The sequence below is a fragment of the Corynebacterium tapiri genome (genome assembly GCF_006334925.1).
Classification (GTDB): domain Bacteria; phylum Actinomycetota; class Actinomycetes; order Mycobacteriales; family Mycobacteriaceae; genus Corynebacterium; species Corynebacterium tapiri.
In genome coordinates this window covers 1-13571 of the sequence record NZ_VDHJ01000020.1, presented here as the reverse complement: position 1 = coordinate 13571, position 13571 = coordinate 1, and the positions used below count along the sequence as shown (strand labels likewise).

10 protein-coding genes and 1 pseudogene are annotated in these 13571 nt (G+C 65.9%); 3 read left to right on the top strand and 8 right to left on the bottom strand.

The features are described from left to right. Positions 1 to 247 precede the first annotated feature (247 nt). Genes FHE74_RS10290 through trmB form a run of 5 tightly spaced genes read right to left on the bottom strand, consistent with a single transcriptional unit; the run spans position 248 to position 5523 of the window. Complete coding sequence (locus FHE74_RS10290) at positions 248 to 616, bottom strand: DUF3054 domain-containing protein (protein ID WP_139466429.1); 369 nt, start codon at positions 614 to 616, stop codon at positions 248 to 250. Positions 617 to 651: 35 nt separating this feature from the next. Continuing rightward, the gene (locus FHE74_RS10285; RefSeq protein ID WP_139466430.1) at positions 652 to 1695 is read right to left on the bottom strand and encodes a lysylphosphatidylglycerol synthase transmembrane domain-containing protein; all 1044 of its coding nucleotides are present in this window, start codon (positions 1693 to 1695) and stop codon (positions 652 to 654) included. Between the two features lie 7 nt (positions 1696 to 1702). Next, a complete protein-coding gene (locus FHE74_RS10280) occupies positions 1703 to 4009 on the bottom strand; it encodes an MMPL family transporter (protein WP_139466428.1) in 2307 nt (768 codons plus the stop codon). An 11-nt stretch (positions 4010 to 4020) separates the two neighbouring features. Continuing rightward, positions 4021 to 4698, bottom strand: coding sequence for an NYN domain-containing protein (locus FHE74_RS10275; RefSeq protein ID WP_139466427.1), 678 nt, complete (start codon positions 4696 to 4698; stop codon positions 4021 to 4023). A 57-nt stretch (positions 4699 to 4755) separates the two neighbouring features. Next, positions 4756 to 5523, bottom strand: coding sequence for a tRNA (guanosine(46)-N7)-methyltransferase TrmB (gene trmB, locus FHE74_RS10270; RefSeq protein ID WP_139466426.1), 768 nt, complete (start codon positions 5521 to 5523; stop codon positions 4756 to 4758). A 426-nt stretch (positions 5524 to 5949) separates the two neighbouring features. On the opposite strand from trmB, the gene FHE74_RS10265 reads away from it, so the two are divergent. After that, complete coding sequence (locus tag FHE74_RS10265; protein ID WP_139466425.1) at positions 5950 to 7779, top strand: phosphoenolpyruvate carboxykinase (GTP); 1830 nt, start codon at positions 5950 to 5952, stop codon at positions 7777 to 7779. A 33-nt stretch (positions 7780 to 7812) separates the two neighbouring features. Here FHE74_RS10265 and FHE74_RS10260 read toward each other — a convergent pair whose 3' ends face one another. Beyond that, complete coding sequence (locus FHE74_RS10260; protein ID WP_139466424.1) at positions 7813 to 8559, bottom strand: class I SAM-dependent methyltransferase; 747 nt, start codon at positions 8557 to 8559, stop codon at positions 7813 to 7815. Positions 8560 to 8589: 30 nt separating this feature from the next. Here FHE74_RS10260 and FHE74_RS10255 point away from each other — a divergent pair, with 30 nt between their 5' ends. After that, positions 8590 to 9702: a glycosyltransferase family 4 protein gene (locus FHE74_RS10255; protein ID WP_139466423.1), complete on the top strand. Its 1113-nt coding sequence runs from the start codon at positions 8590 to 8592 to the stop codon at positions 9700 to 9702. Positions 9703 to 9799: 97 nt separating this feature from the next. On the opposite strand, the pseudogene FHE74_RS10885 reads toward FHE74_RS10255, so the two are convergent. Together FHE74_RS10885 and FHE74_RS10245 are read right to left on the bottom strand one after the other, a co-directional pair. Beyond that, positions 9800 to 11125: pseudogene (locus FHE74_RS10885) on the bottom strand (MmpA family trehalose lipid delivery protein); the annotation flags it as partial. Between the two features lie 41 nt (positions 11126 to 11166). Beyond that, positions 11167 to 12258 (bottom strand): porin PorA family protein, encoded by a 1092-nt coding sequence (locus tag FHE74_RS10245; protein ID WP_139466422.1) that lies wholly within the window; start codon positions 12256 to 12258, stop codon positions 11167 to 11169. A gap of 49 nt (positions 12259 to 12307) precedes the next feature. Between FHE74_RS10245 and FHE74_RS10240 the strand changes: the two genes are divergently transcribed. Further along, complete coding sequence (locus FHE74_RS10240; protein WP_139466421.1) at positions 12308 to 13423, top strand: acyltransferase family protein; 1116 nt, start codon at positions 12308 to 12310, stop codon at positions 13421 to 13423. Positions 13424 to 13571 lie beyond the last annotated feature (148 nt).

Sequence of the window (13571 nt, the reverse complement as noted above, 5' to 3'; positions counted from 1 at the left end):
GACGCTTTTCTTCGGGTGTGAACATGATTGCCTCCTTGTTGCAGGGTGACTCACAACAAGGCTGGCACTACGGGTCGTGCAGACATTTGCACTCCGCAGCGAGCACTCCGCAGCGAGCACTCCGCAGCGTGCACTCCGCAGCGTGCACTCCGCAGCGAGCACACACCCGAAGGCACAGAAAAACCGGGGCGGCACCAACACCCCGGCAAAAAGAACTCGCTCGGTAAGGCGCGCGAGCTGCGTAGCGCTACATGCGCCGACGCTTCACGATCGAGAATGCACGCCAGCCGACGAGGAACAATCCCGAGGTCACCGAAGCCACCAGGATGAAGGACCAGTGCGGCACGGCGGCATTGCGAATCGCCCAGATCACCAGGCCGGTGGCTACGGTGATCAGCCAGGTCGCCACGCCGGTCGGAGTGACCACGGAGCCACGCCACCCCGCCTTGAGGATGACCGCCCAGCTCAGCAGCACACCAAGGGCGAAGGGCCACACGGTGGACAACCAGCCGCTAAAACTCAGCGGCATCTCGGCGGACTGGTGGGCGGTACGCGCGAGGAGCGCGAAGAGGGAGATAGAGAGCAGATCGGCAAGAAAGGCGGATGCCTTGTACATGGGGTGTCCTCCTAGCAGGGGTTCACTCGGCAAGTTTAGCGGTCATCCGCATCCGCCTGGGCACGGCCCGAGAACCCGCGCGCACCGTAGTGCAGGAAGTACACGCCCCAGCCGATGAGGGTGACAAATAGGAATGACACGAGTCGATAGATGATCGCCGCGCTGGTGGCGTTGACGGCGGTCATCCCGGTGGCTACCAACGTCGCCACGATTGCCGCCTCCACCGTGCCCAGGCCGGCAGGCGTGACCTGCGCCGAGCCGGCGATCTTCGCCGTGATGTACGCCAGCAATACCCCCATCAACGTCGTGCGCTCAGCTCCCGCGTGCAGGGCGGGAAAGTTCCCGGTGACGGCCCACACTGATAGGGCGAGAATCGCGGCGTCGAAAAGCCGATTCAACAGGGAGTGGACGGCCACCGCGGCGAAGGTGGGAAGGGACATGCGCACGGTGCGCAGTTGCTTGACGACGTCCCGCACGCGCTCGTCGCCAAAATCTCGCCCCCTGCCAACGCGGGGCCCGATCCAACGCAGCACGCCGCGAACGCTGCGGCCGAAGCTTTCCGGGTGCGCGGTGATGGCGTAACACAGCCAGCCGACCACAACGATGGCAGCGAGCGAACCGACCAGCGACAGCAGCGAGATGCTTGCTCCCAGCAGGATGGCCACCAGGCCGATCAGAGCCAGCCACATCGTGGACACGATCGAGGAGATGACCAAGAACCAGCTGCACAGCACAGGCGTTGCGCCCCAGCTGCGCTGGACTTGAAAGGTGAGTACTGCTGAGAACGCGGGTCCGCCGGGCACAGTTGTGGACCAGGCGTTGGAGGCCAGGGTGATGGCGGTGGTTTCGGGAAGGGAGACGCGGGTGCCGCCTGCGCGGATGAGCAGGCGCATGACCTCGCCCATCGCGAGGAGGGAGGCGCACGCGCAGATCAGGCCCAAGGCCAACGGGAATGGGTGGGTGCTGCGGAGCTCGCGAAGCGCGTGGGCGATGAAGTCCACGTTGTCGCGGAAGAAGTAGAGCACCAGCGCGAGAACGACGAGCGGGGCGAGCCAGCGGGCCCAGCCCCACCGAGTCATTTGCACGCTAGGAGTCCTTCCCCAGGCGCTTCATCAGCTCGCTGAAGGGCACGAGCTCGCCGTCTTGGGAGGTGGTGCGGCCTCCGCGGGCGGCCTCGTCCAACGGGGCCGGCTGGGCGTCGGTGATGGAGGGCTCACCGGCTGCCGGTGACGCCGGGGCAGCCGGGGCAGCGGGCACCGCAACCGGAGCTGGCTCCGAATGCCCATGCCCGATGCGGTTATAAAGCTTCTTAATAAAACCAGGCGCCCACCAGTTGTCCTCCGCCAGCAGGTGCATGACAGCGGGAACGAGCAGCATGCGAATGATCGTGGCGTCGATGGCCAGCGCGAAGATCATGCCGAAGGCGATGTACTTCATCATCACGATGTCGCTAAGCCCAAAGGCGGCGGCCACCACGATCATGATCAGCGCGGCTGCCGTGATGATCGTGCCGGTGCGCGCGGTGCCCAGCGCAATGGCCCGATCGGTGCTCTCTCCGCGGTCGCGGGCTTCCACCATGCGAGAGACCAGGAAGACCTCGTAGTCGGTACTCAGGCCGTAGATGATGGCGATGATGAGCACCACGATCGGGCTCATCAGCGGGCCTGGGGTGAAGCCGAGCAGGCCCGAGCCAGCGCCGAGCACGAACATCAGCGTGAGCACACCAAGGGTGGCGCCGAGCCCGAGCAGCGTCATGATGATCGCCTTGGCCGGCTGAACGAGTGAACCGAAGACCAGCGCCATGAGGATGAACGTGACCACTGCAAGGTAGAGGGCCATCCACGGCAAGCGATCAAAGAGGGCCTCCAAGGATTCCACCTCCATCGCCGGGGTGCCGCCGACGTGCAGTTCCACGCCCTCGGGGGCGGTGATGGAGCGCAGCTGATCAATCACGTAGGCATTGTCCGAACGGTCAGCGACACCCGCGCTGAGGACGGTGGTGCCGTCGACGGTGCGGCCGGCGGACATCGGGGAGGTCAGGCCCTGGATCTGGCGGGTTTGCATAACGACGTCCACCAGCTGCTGGTTATTCGCCCCCGAAACAACCAGCTTGACTGGCTCCGTGCGGAATGCCGGGAAGGTCTCGTTGAATGAGTCCTGGGCCTGGCGGGTGGCATGCTCGGGCGGCAGGTAAGTCTCGTTGATGCCGCCGAACTCCACCTTGCCCAGCGGCAGGGTGAGCAGGAGCAGTCCGCCGACCACGGCGACGGTCACCAGCTTGGCGTGCTTCATAGACCAACGCGGCGCGCGGTACCACCAGGTGTCTTCGATGCGACGGGCGCGGCGGGAGGTTTTTCGGACGGAAAGGGCGTCGATACGCGTGCCCAGCAGGCCGAAAATGGCAGGCAGCGCCGTCACTGACAGCAGGGCGGCGAGTCCGACTGCGGAGATCGCGCCGTAGGCGACCGACTTGAGGAAGGCCTGGGGGAAGATCAAGAGGCCGGACAGCGCCACGATCACCATGAGTGCGGAGAAGACCACGGTCTTGCCGGCGGTGGCGGTGGACGTGGCCACCGCGTCGCGCACGGTCGAGCCTTTGTCTAACTCTTCGCGGAAGCGGGAGACCATGAAGAGTCCGTAGTCGATGGCCAGGCCGAGGCCCAGCAGCGTGACCACGGCCTGGGAGAAGACGTTAACCTGCAGGAATCCGGCAAGAATGGAGAGGATTCCGAGCGCTCCCAGGATGGAGAGGATGCCCACAAACAGAGGCATGAGTGCGGCCACGACGGAGCCGAAGACGATGAGCAGGAGGACGGCGACGAAGGGAAGGCCGAAGAGCTCGGCGCGCTTAATGTCGTTGGCCATGCCCTCGTCCAGGGCATCAGCCACCGCGGTCGCGCCGGCGACCTGGACGCTCACGCCTTGCGGCAGGCCCTCGTTGTTGAGGTCGTCCTCGATGGTGCGGAAGTCCTTGAGCGTCTGCTCTCCATCGCCTGCCAGGCCGAGGGAGACAAAGGCGGTGGTGCCGTCTGCCGATCGCATGGCGGGGGCCTGGGTGTCGAAGTAGCTGTTGACCTGCTCGATCTGCTCGGGGTGCCGGGACTCGAGGCCAGCGACATAGGCGCGCGCGGCCTCGGCAACCGCCGGGTCGGCAACCCCCTGCAGCGCGTGGAAGAGCAGGATCACGTCGCCGGAGTTATCACGCCCGAACGTCTCTTGCTCCACCTGTGCCGCGACGGTGGAGGAGGCGTGCGGGTCCTCCCATCCTTCCTGGCTCATGCGATCACCGAGGCGGGAGCCGAAGCCCAGGAAGAGAGCCAGAATCAGGCCGACGACCACCAGCGGGATGATGCGGCGCAAGCGGTAGGCGGCGTAACCCCAGTTCAAGAACATGGGACTCCCTTCTAGTGGTGGCGGCCGTTCAGTAGGGCGGTGAGCGGACGGAACGGCTGGAGCCACGCGCCCTCGGCGGGCAGCTGATCCAGGTTCACGCGCGGCAACGGCTCGCGGAAGACACCGGGGATATCCTCCAGGTCCACGAAGTTGATGGCCTCATCAGCCACGGCCCAGGCGGCATGCTCGTGGAAGCCGAGCACGGTGACGGGGATTCCCTCGTCGGTGAGCTGGCAGATGGTGTCGTGGAAGTTTTGTCCGTCCGCGCTGGCCACCACCAGCCCCTGTAGCGTGCCCTCGCTGTGGCGGCGGCGGATGTGGTTGAGCATGTCGGGATCGACGTCGGATTCCTCGTCGATCTTGGGCTTGGCAAAGACGGCGAAGCCGACGTTGCGCAGCGCCTCCACCCAGGGGCGCACCACGTCAGCTCCGCCCGGAGCAACATTGGTGAACACGGTGGCTTCGGGCTCGATCTCGTATCCGAGCTGGGCGCCGAGCTGGTCGGCGCGATCGATGAGCCAGCGGCCCACGGCGTCGAAACGCGGGCGATATGCCGCCGTGGGGCGACCGCCCAGAATGGCACCGAGGCCCATGTCCAGGTTGGGGGCGTCCCAAACCAGAAGGAGGCCGTCGGGGCCGGGGGCGGCGCCAACGTTGTAGTGATGCGTGGACTCGTGGATGTCGCTCACGGGAATACTGCTCATTTCAGTGAAATCAGAAAACTAGGCAATTAATCACTGAACAGATTACGGGTTAGGCGCGTCGGTGCGTTCCCAGAGGTATTCCTTAATCACGTGGTCCTTGTTCAGGCCCTTGCCCTCGAACTTGGTGATCACCTGACGGTCCGTAAGCTGCGGGCACTCCGGCCATGGCCAGCCGCGGTAGGTCAGCAGTTCTTCGACGTTGACCAGCTCGTCGATCCACTCGGCGTAATCGGCGTGATCGGTGGCCACATGCAGCACACCGCCGGGCTTGAGCTTGCGGGCGATCAAGCGCAGCGGGCCAGACTGAATGATGCGACGCTTGTGGTGGCGCGCCTTGGGCCAGGGGTCGGGGAAGAAGATGCGCACGCCGTCCAAGCTGGAATCGGGAATCATGCGGGCCAGGACCTCGATGCCATCGCCACGCACCATGCGCACGTTCTCGATCTCGGAGCGCACTACCGAGCCCAGCAGCTTGGCCAGGCCGGGCTTATAGAGCTCCACGGCAATGATGTTGGTGTCCGCCTCCAGGGGAGCCATGGCGGCGGTGGAGGTGCCGGTGCCGGATCCGATCTCCACGATGGTCGGGTGGCCGGAGCGGCCGAACCATTCGTCGATGTCGAGGGGGGCGTCGTTAAGCACCGTGCCCAGTCGTGGCCAGTGCTCGTCGAAGAGGGCCTGTTGGTTATCGGTCAGCGTGCCGCGGCGGAAACTTACGGTGCCCAGACGTGGGTAATCGAGTCCGTCGTTGAACTCGGTCTGCAGAGGCCGGCCATCCGGGAGTTCGCCCAGGGGAGAGGTGTTAGTAGTCATCGGGGCCCATTGTTCCTGGTTGGTCCCCGGAAAGGAAACGTTGGTGGGGAAAGCTGTCCCGGCTAAGTAGCTGAGGGGGAAGCAAGGGGGTGAATTGCAAAAGCGAGGTCTGGCACTGGACGGGGCCTGGGCAATGCACCTGATAGGTATGATCATGCAGCTAGGGGGCAATTATTACTTGCCTGCAGGCATCAGACCTTTCCCCTTAATCGGGGGTAAGTGAACGGACTCGGGACCACTTACACCGGAGTAGGGAGGCGCCACACGCGGGTAATTCTCGCGGAGTATGACGAGTGCCACTTTTCTGGGTGCTTAGTGTTCACCAACAACACCCCCGGGTCTGGATAGGCTGAGAAGTAAAGGAGCGGGCAGAACTCTGCCCAGACCGCTCCCGCACGCACCTTTTAGAAACACCTAGGAGATGACATGACCGCGGAGATCACGGGCTTGGCCGGCACCCCGCCAACGGACAACCAGCGCTTGATCGCCTGGATCAACGACGCCGTTGAGCTGTTCCAGCCAAAGGAGGTCGTCTTTGCCGATGGGTCGGACGCTGAGTGGCAGCGTCTGACCAGCGAGTTGGTGGAGAAGGGCACGCTGATCAAGCTCAACGAGGAGAAGCGCCCCAACAGCTTCCTCGCACGCTCCCACCCGGCTGACGTGGCTCGCGTGGAGTCGCGCACCTTCATCTGCTCCGAGAATCAAGAGGATGCTGGCCCCACCAACAACTGGGCCCCGCCGGCAGCCATGAAGGAGGAGATGACCGAGGCCTTCCGCGGATCCATGAAGGGCCGCACCATGTACGTGGTGCCGTTCGCCATGGGCCCGATCAGCGACCCGGATCCCAAGCTCGGCGTGCAGCTGACCGACTCGCCCTACGTGGTGCTCTCCATGCGCGTGATGACCCGCATGGGTTCCCAGGCCCTGGACAAGATTGGCTCCGACGGAGACTTCGTTCCTTGCCTGCACAGCGTGGGCGCCCCGCTGGAGGAGGGACAGGAGGATGTCGCCTGGCCGTGCAACGACACCAAGTACATCACTCACTTCCCGGAGACCAAGGAGATCTGGTCCTACGGCTCGGGCTACGGCGGAAACGCCATCCTGGCCAAGAAGTGCTACGCCCTGCGCATCGCTTCCAAGATGGCGCAGGAAGAGGGCTGGATGGCTGAGCACATGCTCATCCTTAAGCTCACCAGCCCGGAGGGTAAGAACTACCACATCGCCGGCGCCTTCCCGTCTGCCTGCGGCAAGACCAACCTGGCCATGATCACCCCCACCATCGAGGGCTGGAAGGCCGAGGTCGTCGGCGACGACATCGCCTGGATGCACCTGCGCGAGGACGGCCTGTACGCCGTGAACCCGGAGAACGGCTTCTTCGGCGTCGCGCCGGGCACCAGCTACGACTCCAACCCGATCGCCATGAAGTCCATGGAGGCCGGAAACACCCTGTTCACCAACGTGGCGCTTACCGACGACGGTGACGTCTGGTGGGAGGGAATGGACGGCGAGAAGCCCGCCCACCTCATTGACTGGAAGGGCAACGACTGGACCCCGGACTCCTCCGAGAAGGCCGCCCACCCGAACTCCCGCTACTGCGTACCGATCGCCCAGTGCCCGACCGCCGCCCCGGAGTACGACGACCCGCGCGGTGTGAAGATCGACGCCATCCTCTTCGGTGGTCGCCGTCCGGACACCGTCCCGCTGGTTACCGAGATCCCGACCTGGGAGCAGGGTGTTCTGCAGGGAGCCCTGCTCTCCTCGGGCCAGACCGCCGCCTCTGCCGAGGCATCCGTGGGATCGCTGCGCCACGACCCGATGGCCATGCTGCCCTTCATCGGCTACAACGTCGGTGACTACCTGCAGCACTGGCTCGACATGGGCGAGCGCGGTGGCGACCGCATGCCCGGCATCTTCATGGTCAACTGGTTCCGCCGTGGCGAGGACGGCCGCTTCCTCTGGCCGGGCTTTGGCGAGAACTCGCGCGTGCTCAAGTGGATCGTCGAGCGCATCGAGGGCCGCGCAGAAGCTGGCCAGACCATCCTGGGCAACACCGCCCGCGCGGAGGACCTGGACCTTACCGGTCTGGATACCCCGATCGAGGACGTGCGCGAGGCGCTGACGGCCCCGGCCGAGCAGTGGGCCTCCAGCATCGACGACAACGCGGAGTACCTGGTCTACCTGGGCTCCCGCGTGCCGGGGCGCATTCACGAGCTTTTCGACGAGCTCAAGGAGCGCATCAACAACGCCGAGCGCTAAGCGTTCGGCCAGCGCGTGTTGGTGTGGCGGCCGCTAAGCGCGCAGCACAACCACCAGGTTGGAGGCCGCCACCTCGCGTAACCCCGGCACCCGGGTAACCCACCACGCCCACCAGGGGTGGTAGCGCGGGAAGCACGTGACAACCCGGCCCGTCGAGCGAGCCCAGCGCAACCCCTCCGCGCAGGAGACGGCGAACAGGGAGGTGCCAAACACATTCTTGGGCGGGTGCCCGTGGGTGGCCTCGTAGCGGCGCCGGGCAAAGTCTCCACCCACGAAGTGCTGCCACAGGCCGGTTTCATGCCCGCCGAAGGGGCCCAGCCACACGGTGTAGGAGAGCACGACCAGCCCGCCGGGCTTGGCCACGCGCAGCATCTCGGCCCCCATGTCCTCCCACCGGGGAATGTGCTCGGCCACGTTGGAAGAATACACCACGTCAAAGCTGGCGTCCGCAAAGGGCAGGGCCCGGCCGTCACCACGCACTGAGGTGGCCAGGCTGATTCCGGCCGCAGACATCTCGCCCACGTCTGGCTCCAGGCCGACATACTCGGCGCCCCGCTGGGTAAAGGCCTCGGCGAAATAACCCGGGCCTCCGCCGACATCCAGGACGGATTTTCCGCTGAGCGGTGTGCCGGAGGCGTCGAGAAGCAATGCCTCTAATAACTGTGCCGTGTCGTGTCCAAGCGGCCCGTAGAAGCGGGCGGGGTCGCTTTGCTCGTAGCGGAAGGACCGCAATAGGCGCAGCGATCGGCGCAGGGTGGAAAGTCGACGTGTGTGTTGCACAAGGGGCAAGTGTAGCTTTGAGCCTTAGTTATGAAGATTGTTCTGCTGTGTTGGCGTGACTCGACCCATCCGCAAGGAGGGGGCTCTGAGCGCTACTTGGAGCGCGTGGGGGAATACCTGGCAGAGCGCGGACACGAGGTGATTTTCCGCAGCTCAGCGCATACGGATGCGCCGCGCAAGTCGGTGCGCAACCGGGTGACGTACCGGCGCGGGGGCGGCAAGTACGGCGTGTACGTGACCACCTGGCTGGAGTTGCTGGCGGGGCGCGTCGGGCTGGGGCCTCTGCGTGGGGCCGAGGCGATCGTGGACACCCAGAATGGCATCCCGTTTTTTGCCCGCCTGGTCGCCGGCGTTCCCACAGTCCTGCTCACGCACCACTGCCACCGCGAGCAATGGCCGGTGGCCAGCCCGGTGATTGCGCGCGTGGGCTGGTGGCTGGAGTCGCGGGTGGCTCCGCTGGTTTACCGGGGAGCGCCCTATGTGACCGTCTCGGAGTCCTCGCGTGCCGACCTAGAGGCCCTGGGGGTGAGCGGCGCGCGCATCATCGCAAACGGCGTGGACCCGCTGCCGGAGCTTTCGCCGCTGGCGCCTGACGACGGCAAGACCCACCTGGTCACTCTCTCCCGCCTGGTGCCTCACAAGCAGGTCGAGCACGCAATCGCGCTGCTACACCAGCTGCCCGAGACCGTGGTCCTCGACGTGATTGGCGACGGTTGGTGGGCAGACCAGCTGCGCGCCTTCACCGAGAAGCAGCAGCTCACCGAGCGTGTGCGCTTCCACGGCCAGGTCAGTGAGGACTACAAGCACGCCCTGCTCTCGCGCGCCAGCCTGCACTTGATGCCCTCGCGCAAGGAGGGCTGGGGTTTGGCCGTGATCGAGGCCGCCCAGCACGGTGTGGCCACCATCGGTTACGCCCAGGCCGGGGGGCTGCGCGACTCCATCGAGGACGGGGTAACGGGTGTGCTCGTCGGGGACGAAAGTGAGCTGGGCCCGACGGTTGTGGGGTTGCTTAACGACGCTTCCCGCCGCCAGCGTTTGGGCGAGGCCGCCCGCGCGCTGTCCGCCCGCTTTTCTTGGGACGAGACCGGGGCGCAGTTTGAGCGGCTGCTGCGCGACCTCGTCCACGAAACGCCAGCCAGCTAAGCAGCCCGCCGAGCGCGATCCAGCCCAGGGTGAGTGCAATGCCGGGACCCAGGCGGGGCGGTTCGGCTGAAGTTTCCACGACCTCGCCGTCCGGGGTGATCACCAGGCCGATCCCTAGGCGGGAGAGCTTGGCCATATCGCGCTCGGCCCAGGCCCGCTCGACGGCCCGGTAGCGATCGCTAGGCACGTCGGTGAGCTGCCCATCCACGCTGAGCGCACCCGAGGTGATGCGCCCGGTGGCCTTGATCGCGGGATCGATAATGGTGGTCCCGTCCGGGCGCTGCGCCAAATCCGGGCGATCCGGGAAGTACATCTGCCGGCCCTGGGCGCGCTCGTTGAGGTGCTCGTAGGCATCGGTGGAGATAGGAACAGGGCGCAGCTGCTGCACAGCCAGCGGGGCGTCGGGAACCTGCACCAGGGCGGCCGCCAGAGCTGCGATAGCAAAGGAGCGGTTGAGCAGCGACGCGGCGAGAACATAGGCGGGCAACACCAGAGCTACCCACTTCTGGGCATCGCGAAGCAGGCCACCACCGGGGACATGCGCGACTACCAGGCTTGTTGCGTCCGTGAGCAACCACGAGGCCAGCGCCCACCCCATGCCCAGGGCCGCCAGGAACAACAAAGGCTTGGGTACGCGCCGCAGCGTCGGAGCCAACACCGCGCACAACACCACCCCGAACAGGGCGAAGCCGGCCTCTCGCGAAGCGGGCACAGCCTCCGCGTTCCAGATCCCGCCCAGGCCAAGCAGCGTGCCCGGGGTGCTGGCGAAGGCTTCGGCACGCGGGGCGAAGGCGTAGGCGGAGTGTGCCAGTGAGGTGCCATCGACCTGGTTGCTGAGTGTGGGCACCAACCAAGGCAGGCTGGATGCCGCCGCAACGATCGCGGTGAGCAGGCGTGTTGCCCATCCGCGTGCGCTGGCCAGGCCCACGAGAGCGGCAAGCACCAGGCCGGTCGGGGTCAACGAGGCAGCCCACACAGCCAGGGCCTGCACCTGCCAGCGCCCGGTCATTCCCGCGGCGGTGATCAGGGGCAATAACCAGATGGCAATCACCAGGGACCACTGGCCCTGCAGCAGCCGCTCCACCACAAGCGGATTTGCCACCGCGACGGAGATCGCCGCAGCGGCAGCCCAGGCAGAGACGGGCAGCCCGGCGCGTTTCCGCGCAAGAGTGGCTAGCCACCAAGCACCCACTCCACCGAGCAAGGCAGCGGCAATGATGAGGAGGCGGGCGAACCACGAGGCGTCGATAAGCACACCGACCATCGCGAGGACCCCATCCTGGGGCGCGTTGCGTGCCGCGTGATCCCCCGTGCCCAGCGCCTGCGGGCTGAGCGCGGGATGGGGTAGGACCAGCATGTCCCGTAGCGCCAGCGCCCCAGGCGCCAGCAGCGGGTGGGTGAGCGCGCCCGCGAGCACAACCACCCAGGCGCTTAAACAGGCGACCTGGAACGCGCTGTACTGCTTCACGGCTGCGTGGACTCGCTCAAGACTCGGCGACGCAGCGCCGAACGATAACGCAGCACCTCCCACACCAGCAGGACTGTCAGGATGACGGCCACCAACCGGCAGACCCACGCCAGAACCTGCAGGAAGCGCAACTGATGGACCTGCGGCCGGGCATGATCCGCCTGCTGGGTGCGTGTGGCATCTGAGAACTGCGAATCTAGGTACGCCACGGTGCGCTGCGGGGAGTTCTGGGCCGCGCGCGCCTCGTCGGCGGAGGCCGCCAGGAAGATGTGGCGCGTGGTGTGCTCATCCAGGATCGTGCCAGTCTGCGGCTGGACCCACACCTCGCGCGAGACGGTGTAGTAAGGCATCAGGGTGATGTCCTGCTCGGGGCGCAGACCGCGCTGGGCAAGCTCCTCGGGGGAGTAGAAGCGCTGGGCCGGGCCCTGCGTCAGCGGCTCCAGCCAGCCGCGCAGCGGACCATCGGAGATCGGCTCGGCGATGAGCTCCTGGGCGAAGGCGTAGGAATCTAGCCCGCTGACCTTGGTCTTTTCCACGTAGTCAATCGGGTTGGGGCGCCAGGTAACCACGTCGAAGTACTGGTAGGAGCGCCGCTCCGTGGTGAACGGGAAGAAGTACTGCACGCCCGTGCGCGGCTCAGTGGCCTGCTCGGCCACCTCGGGCAGATCAGAAGCGCGCCACGTGGTCACCGGCAATGCTTCCGGGGAAGGGAAGGTGGAGTCGCGGGAAAGCTCGAGAAGTTCGTGTACCTCGGCGGTGGTGTGGCCGGGTAGCTCTATGCGCGTGGTGGCATCCAGCTGGGTTTGCATGAATTTCGCGCCGGGAGAAGTGTGTAGCTCTTGTTCGAGGGCAGCGGTGCCGGTGTGCGAATGGCAGGCCAAACCGCATTCCTGATCGGCCGCGGCGGCGGAAAGGTCGGCCAGCCGGGCGTCGGAAGCCTCGGAGGTGAGCGTGAGCTGCACGTCCGTGGGCAGCAACTTCTTCCACGCGATCAGCGCAGGCGGTAGGCCCGTTCCGATAGCCAGCGCGAGGACCAGTCCCAGGATGAGGCCGAGGACTCGGCGGGTTCGCAACCGTTGTGCCCCCACTGGCTTACCTCCCTATACAATCGCCTCACCACGATCACCAGAGGCGAGAATGTCTGCTCACAACACGCTGGTAGGCGCGACCCGTCAAGCCTACAACGCCAGGCGCATCGACTGCCTGGAGGGCCTGCGCGCCGTCGCCGCTTGGGGAGTGCTGGTTACCCACGTCGCCTTCCAGACCGGCCTCGACCCAGCCTCCCACCTCGGCGGAATTCTGGCACGCTTCGACTACTTCGTCGCCGTATTCTTCGTCCTCTCCGCGTTCGTGCTCTGGCGTTCGTTCCTGACGCGCGACCGGCCGGCCGTTGCCCGCTACGCTCGCTCGCGCTTCTCCCGCATCGTTCCCGCTTATCTGGCTGCCGTGCTGGCGGTGGTGGTGTTTGTGCCCGAGGCTGCGACCGCTTCCGCCTCGCAGATCCTGGCCAACCTGACGCTGACTCAGCTCTACGTGCCCCAGGCGCTGATGCCGGGGCTGACCCACCTGTGGTCCCTGGGTGTCGAGGTGGCGTTTTACCTGGTCCTACCCCTCATCGCGCTGTTGATCGGCCGGGTGCCGCGCCGGGTGCGTATCGCCTGCTTCGCGGCTGTGGGCGTGCTGAGCCTGGGGTGGTCCTTCCTGCCTTTTGTCGAGGCGGTGGGAGCGGGCGACAGCCAGGCAGCCAACCGCCAGATCTGGCCCCCGGCCTATGCCAGCTGGTTCGCAGTGGGCTTGATCGCCGCCGAATGCGAGGGGCGCGTACCCGGGTGGCTGCAGCGCGCTTTTCGACGCCGCCTGCCCTGGTGGTTACTGGCTCTCGCCTGCGCCTGGGTCGCTAGCCGCCCTTGGTTCGGCCCGCTCGGCCTCGACCACCCCTCGCCCGGGGAATTCGCCCGCCGCATCCTGCTCGGTGCCCTTTTCGGGTTCGCCGTAGTCGTGCCCTATGCGCTTGCCCCCAGCTCGGGATGGCTCGCCTCTGAGCCGATGATCACGTTAGGGCGTTGGTCCTATTCGCTATTCCTGTGGCACGTAGCGGTGCTGGCATTTGTCTTTCCGCTGTTGGGGCTGGGGTATTTCCAGGGCGGGTTTGTGCAGGTGTTGGTGGTGTCCACCGTGTTGAGCGTGCTGGTGGCTGCCCTGAGCTACGAGTTCATCGAGCGCCCAGCCCGCAGGATGCTGGACCGGCGTTAGGGCTGTGGGCGGCTAGCGTTTGGGTGGCGCGGCCAGCCTCGCGGGTGAAAGTGCAAATGTTTACAGCTCCCGTAGTGCCAGCCTTGTTGTGAGTCACCCTGCAACAAGGAGGCAATCATGTTCACACCCGAAGAAAAGCGTCAAGCAG

Bases quoted from the DNA above. Each gene is read 5' to 3' on its own strand.
- FHE74_RS10290 (WP_139466429.1), bottom strand. From the start codon at position 616: ATGTACAAGGCATCCGCCTTTCTTGCCGATCTGCTCTCTATCTCCCTC.
- FHE74_RS10285 (WP_139466430.1), bottom strand. From the start codon at position 1,695: ATGACTCGGTGGGGCTGGGCCCGCTGGCTCGCCCCGCTCGTCGTTCTC.
- FHE74_RS10280 (WP_139466428.1), bottom strand. From the start codon at position 4,009: ATGTTCTTGAACTGGGGTTACGCCGCCTACCGCTTGCGCCGCATCATC.
- trmB (WP_139466426.1), bottom strand. From the start codon at position 5,523: ATGACTACTAACACCTCTCCCCTGGGCGAACTCCCGGATGGCCGGCCT.
- FHE74_RS10265 (WP_139466425.1), top strand. From the start codon at position 5,950: ATGACCGCGGAGATCACGGGCTTGGCCGGCACCCCGCCAACGGACAAC.
- FHE74_RS10255 (WP_139466423.1), top strand. From the start codon at position 8,590: ATGAAGATTGTTCTGCTGTGTTGGCGTGACTCGACCCATCCGCAAGGA.
- FHE74_RS10240 (WP_139466421.1), top strand. From the start codon at position 12,308: ATGTCTGCTCACAACACGCTGGTAGGCGCGACCCGTCAAGCCTACAAC.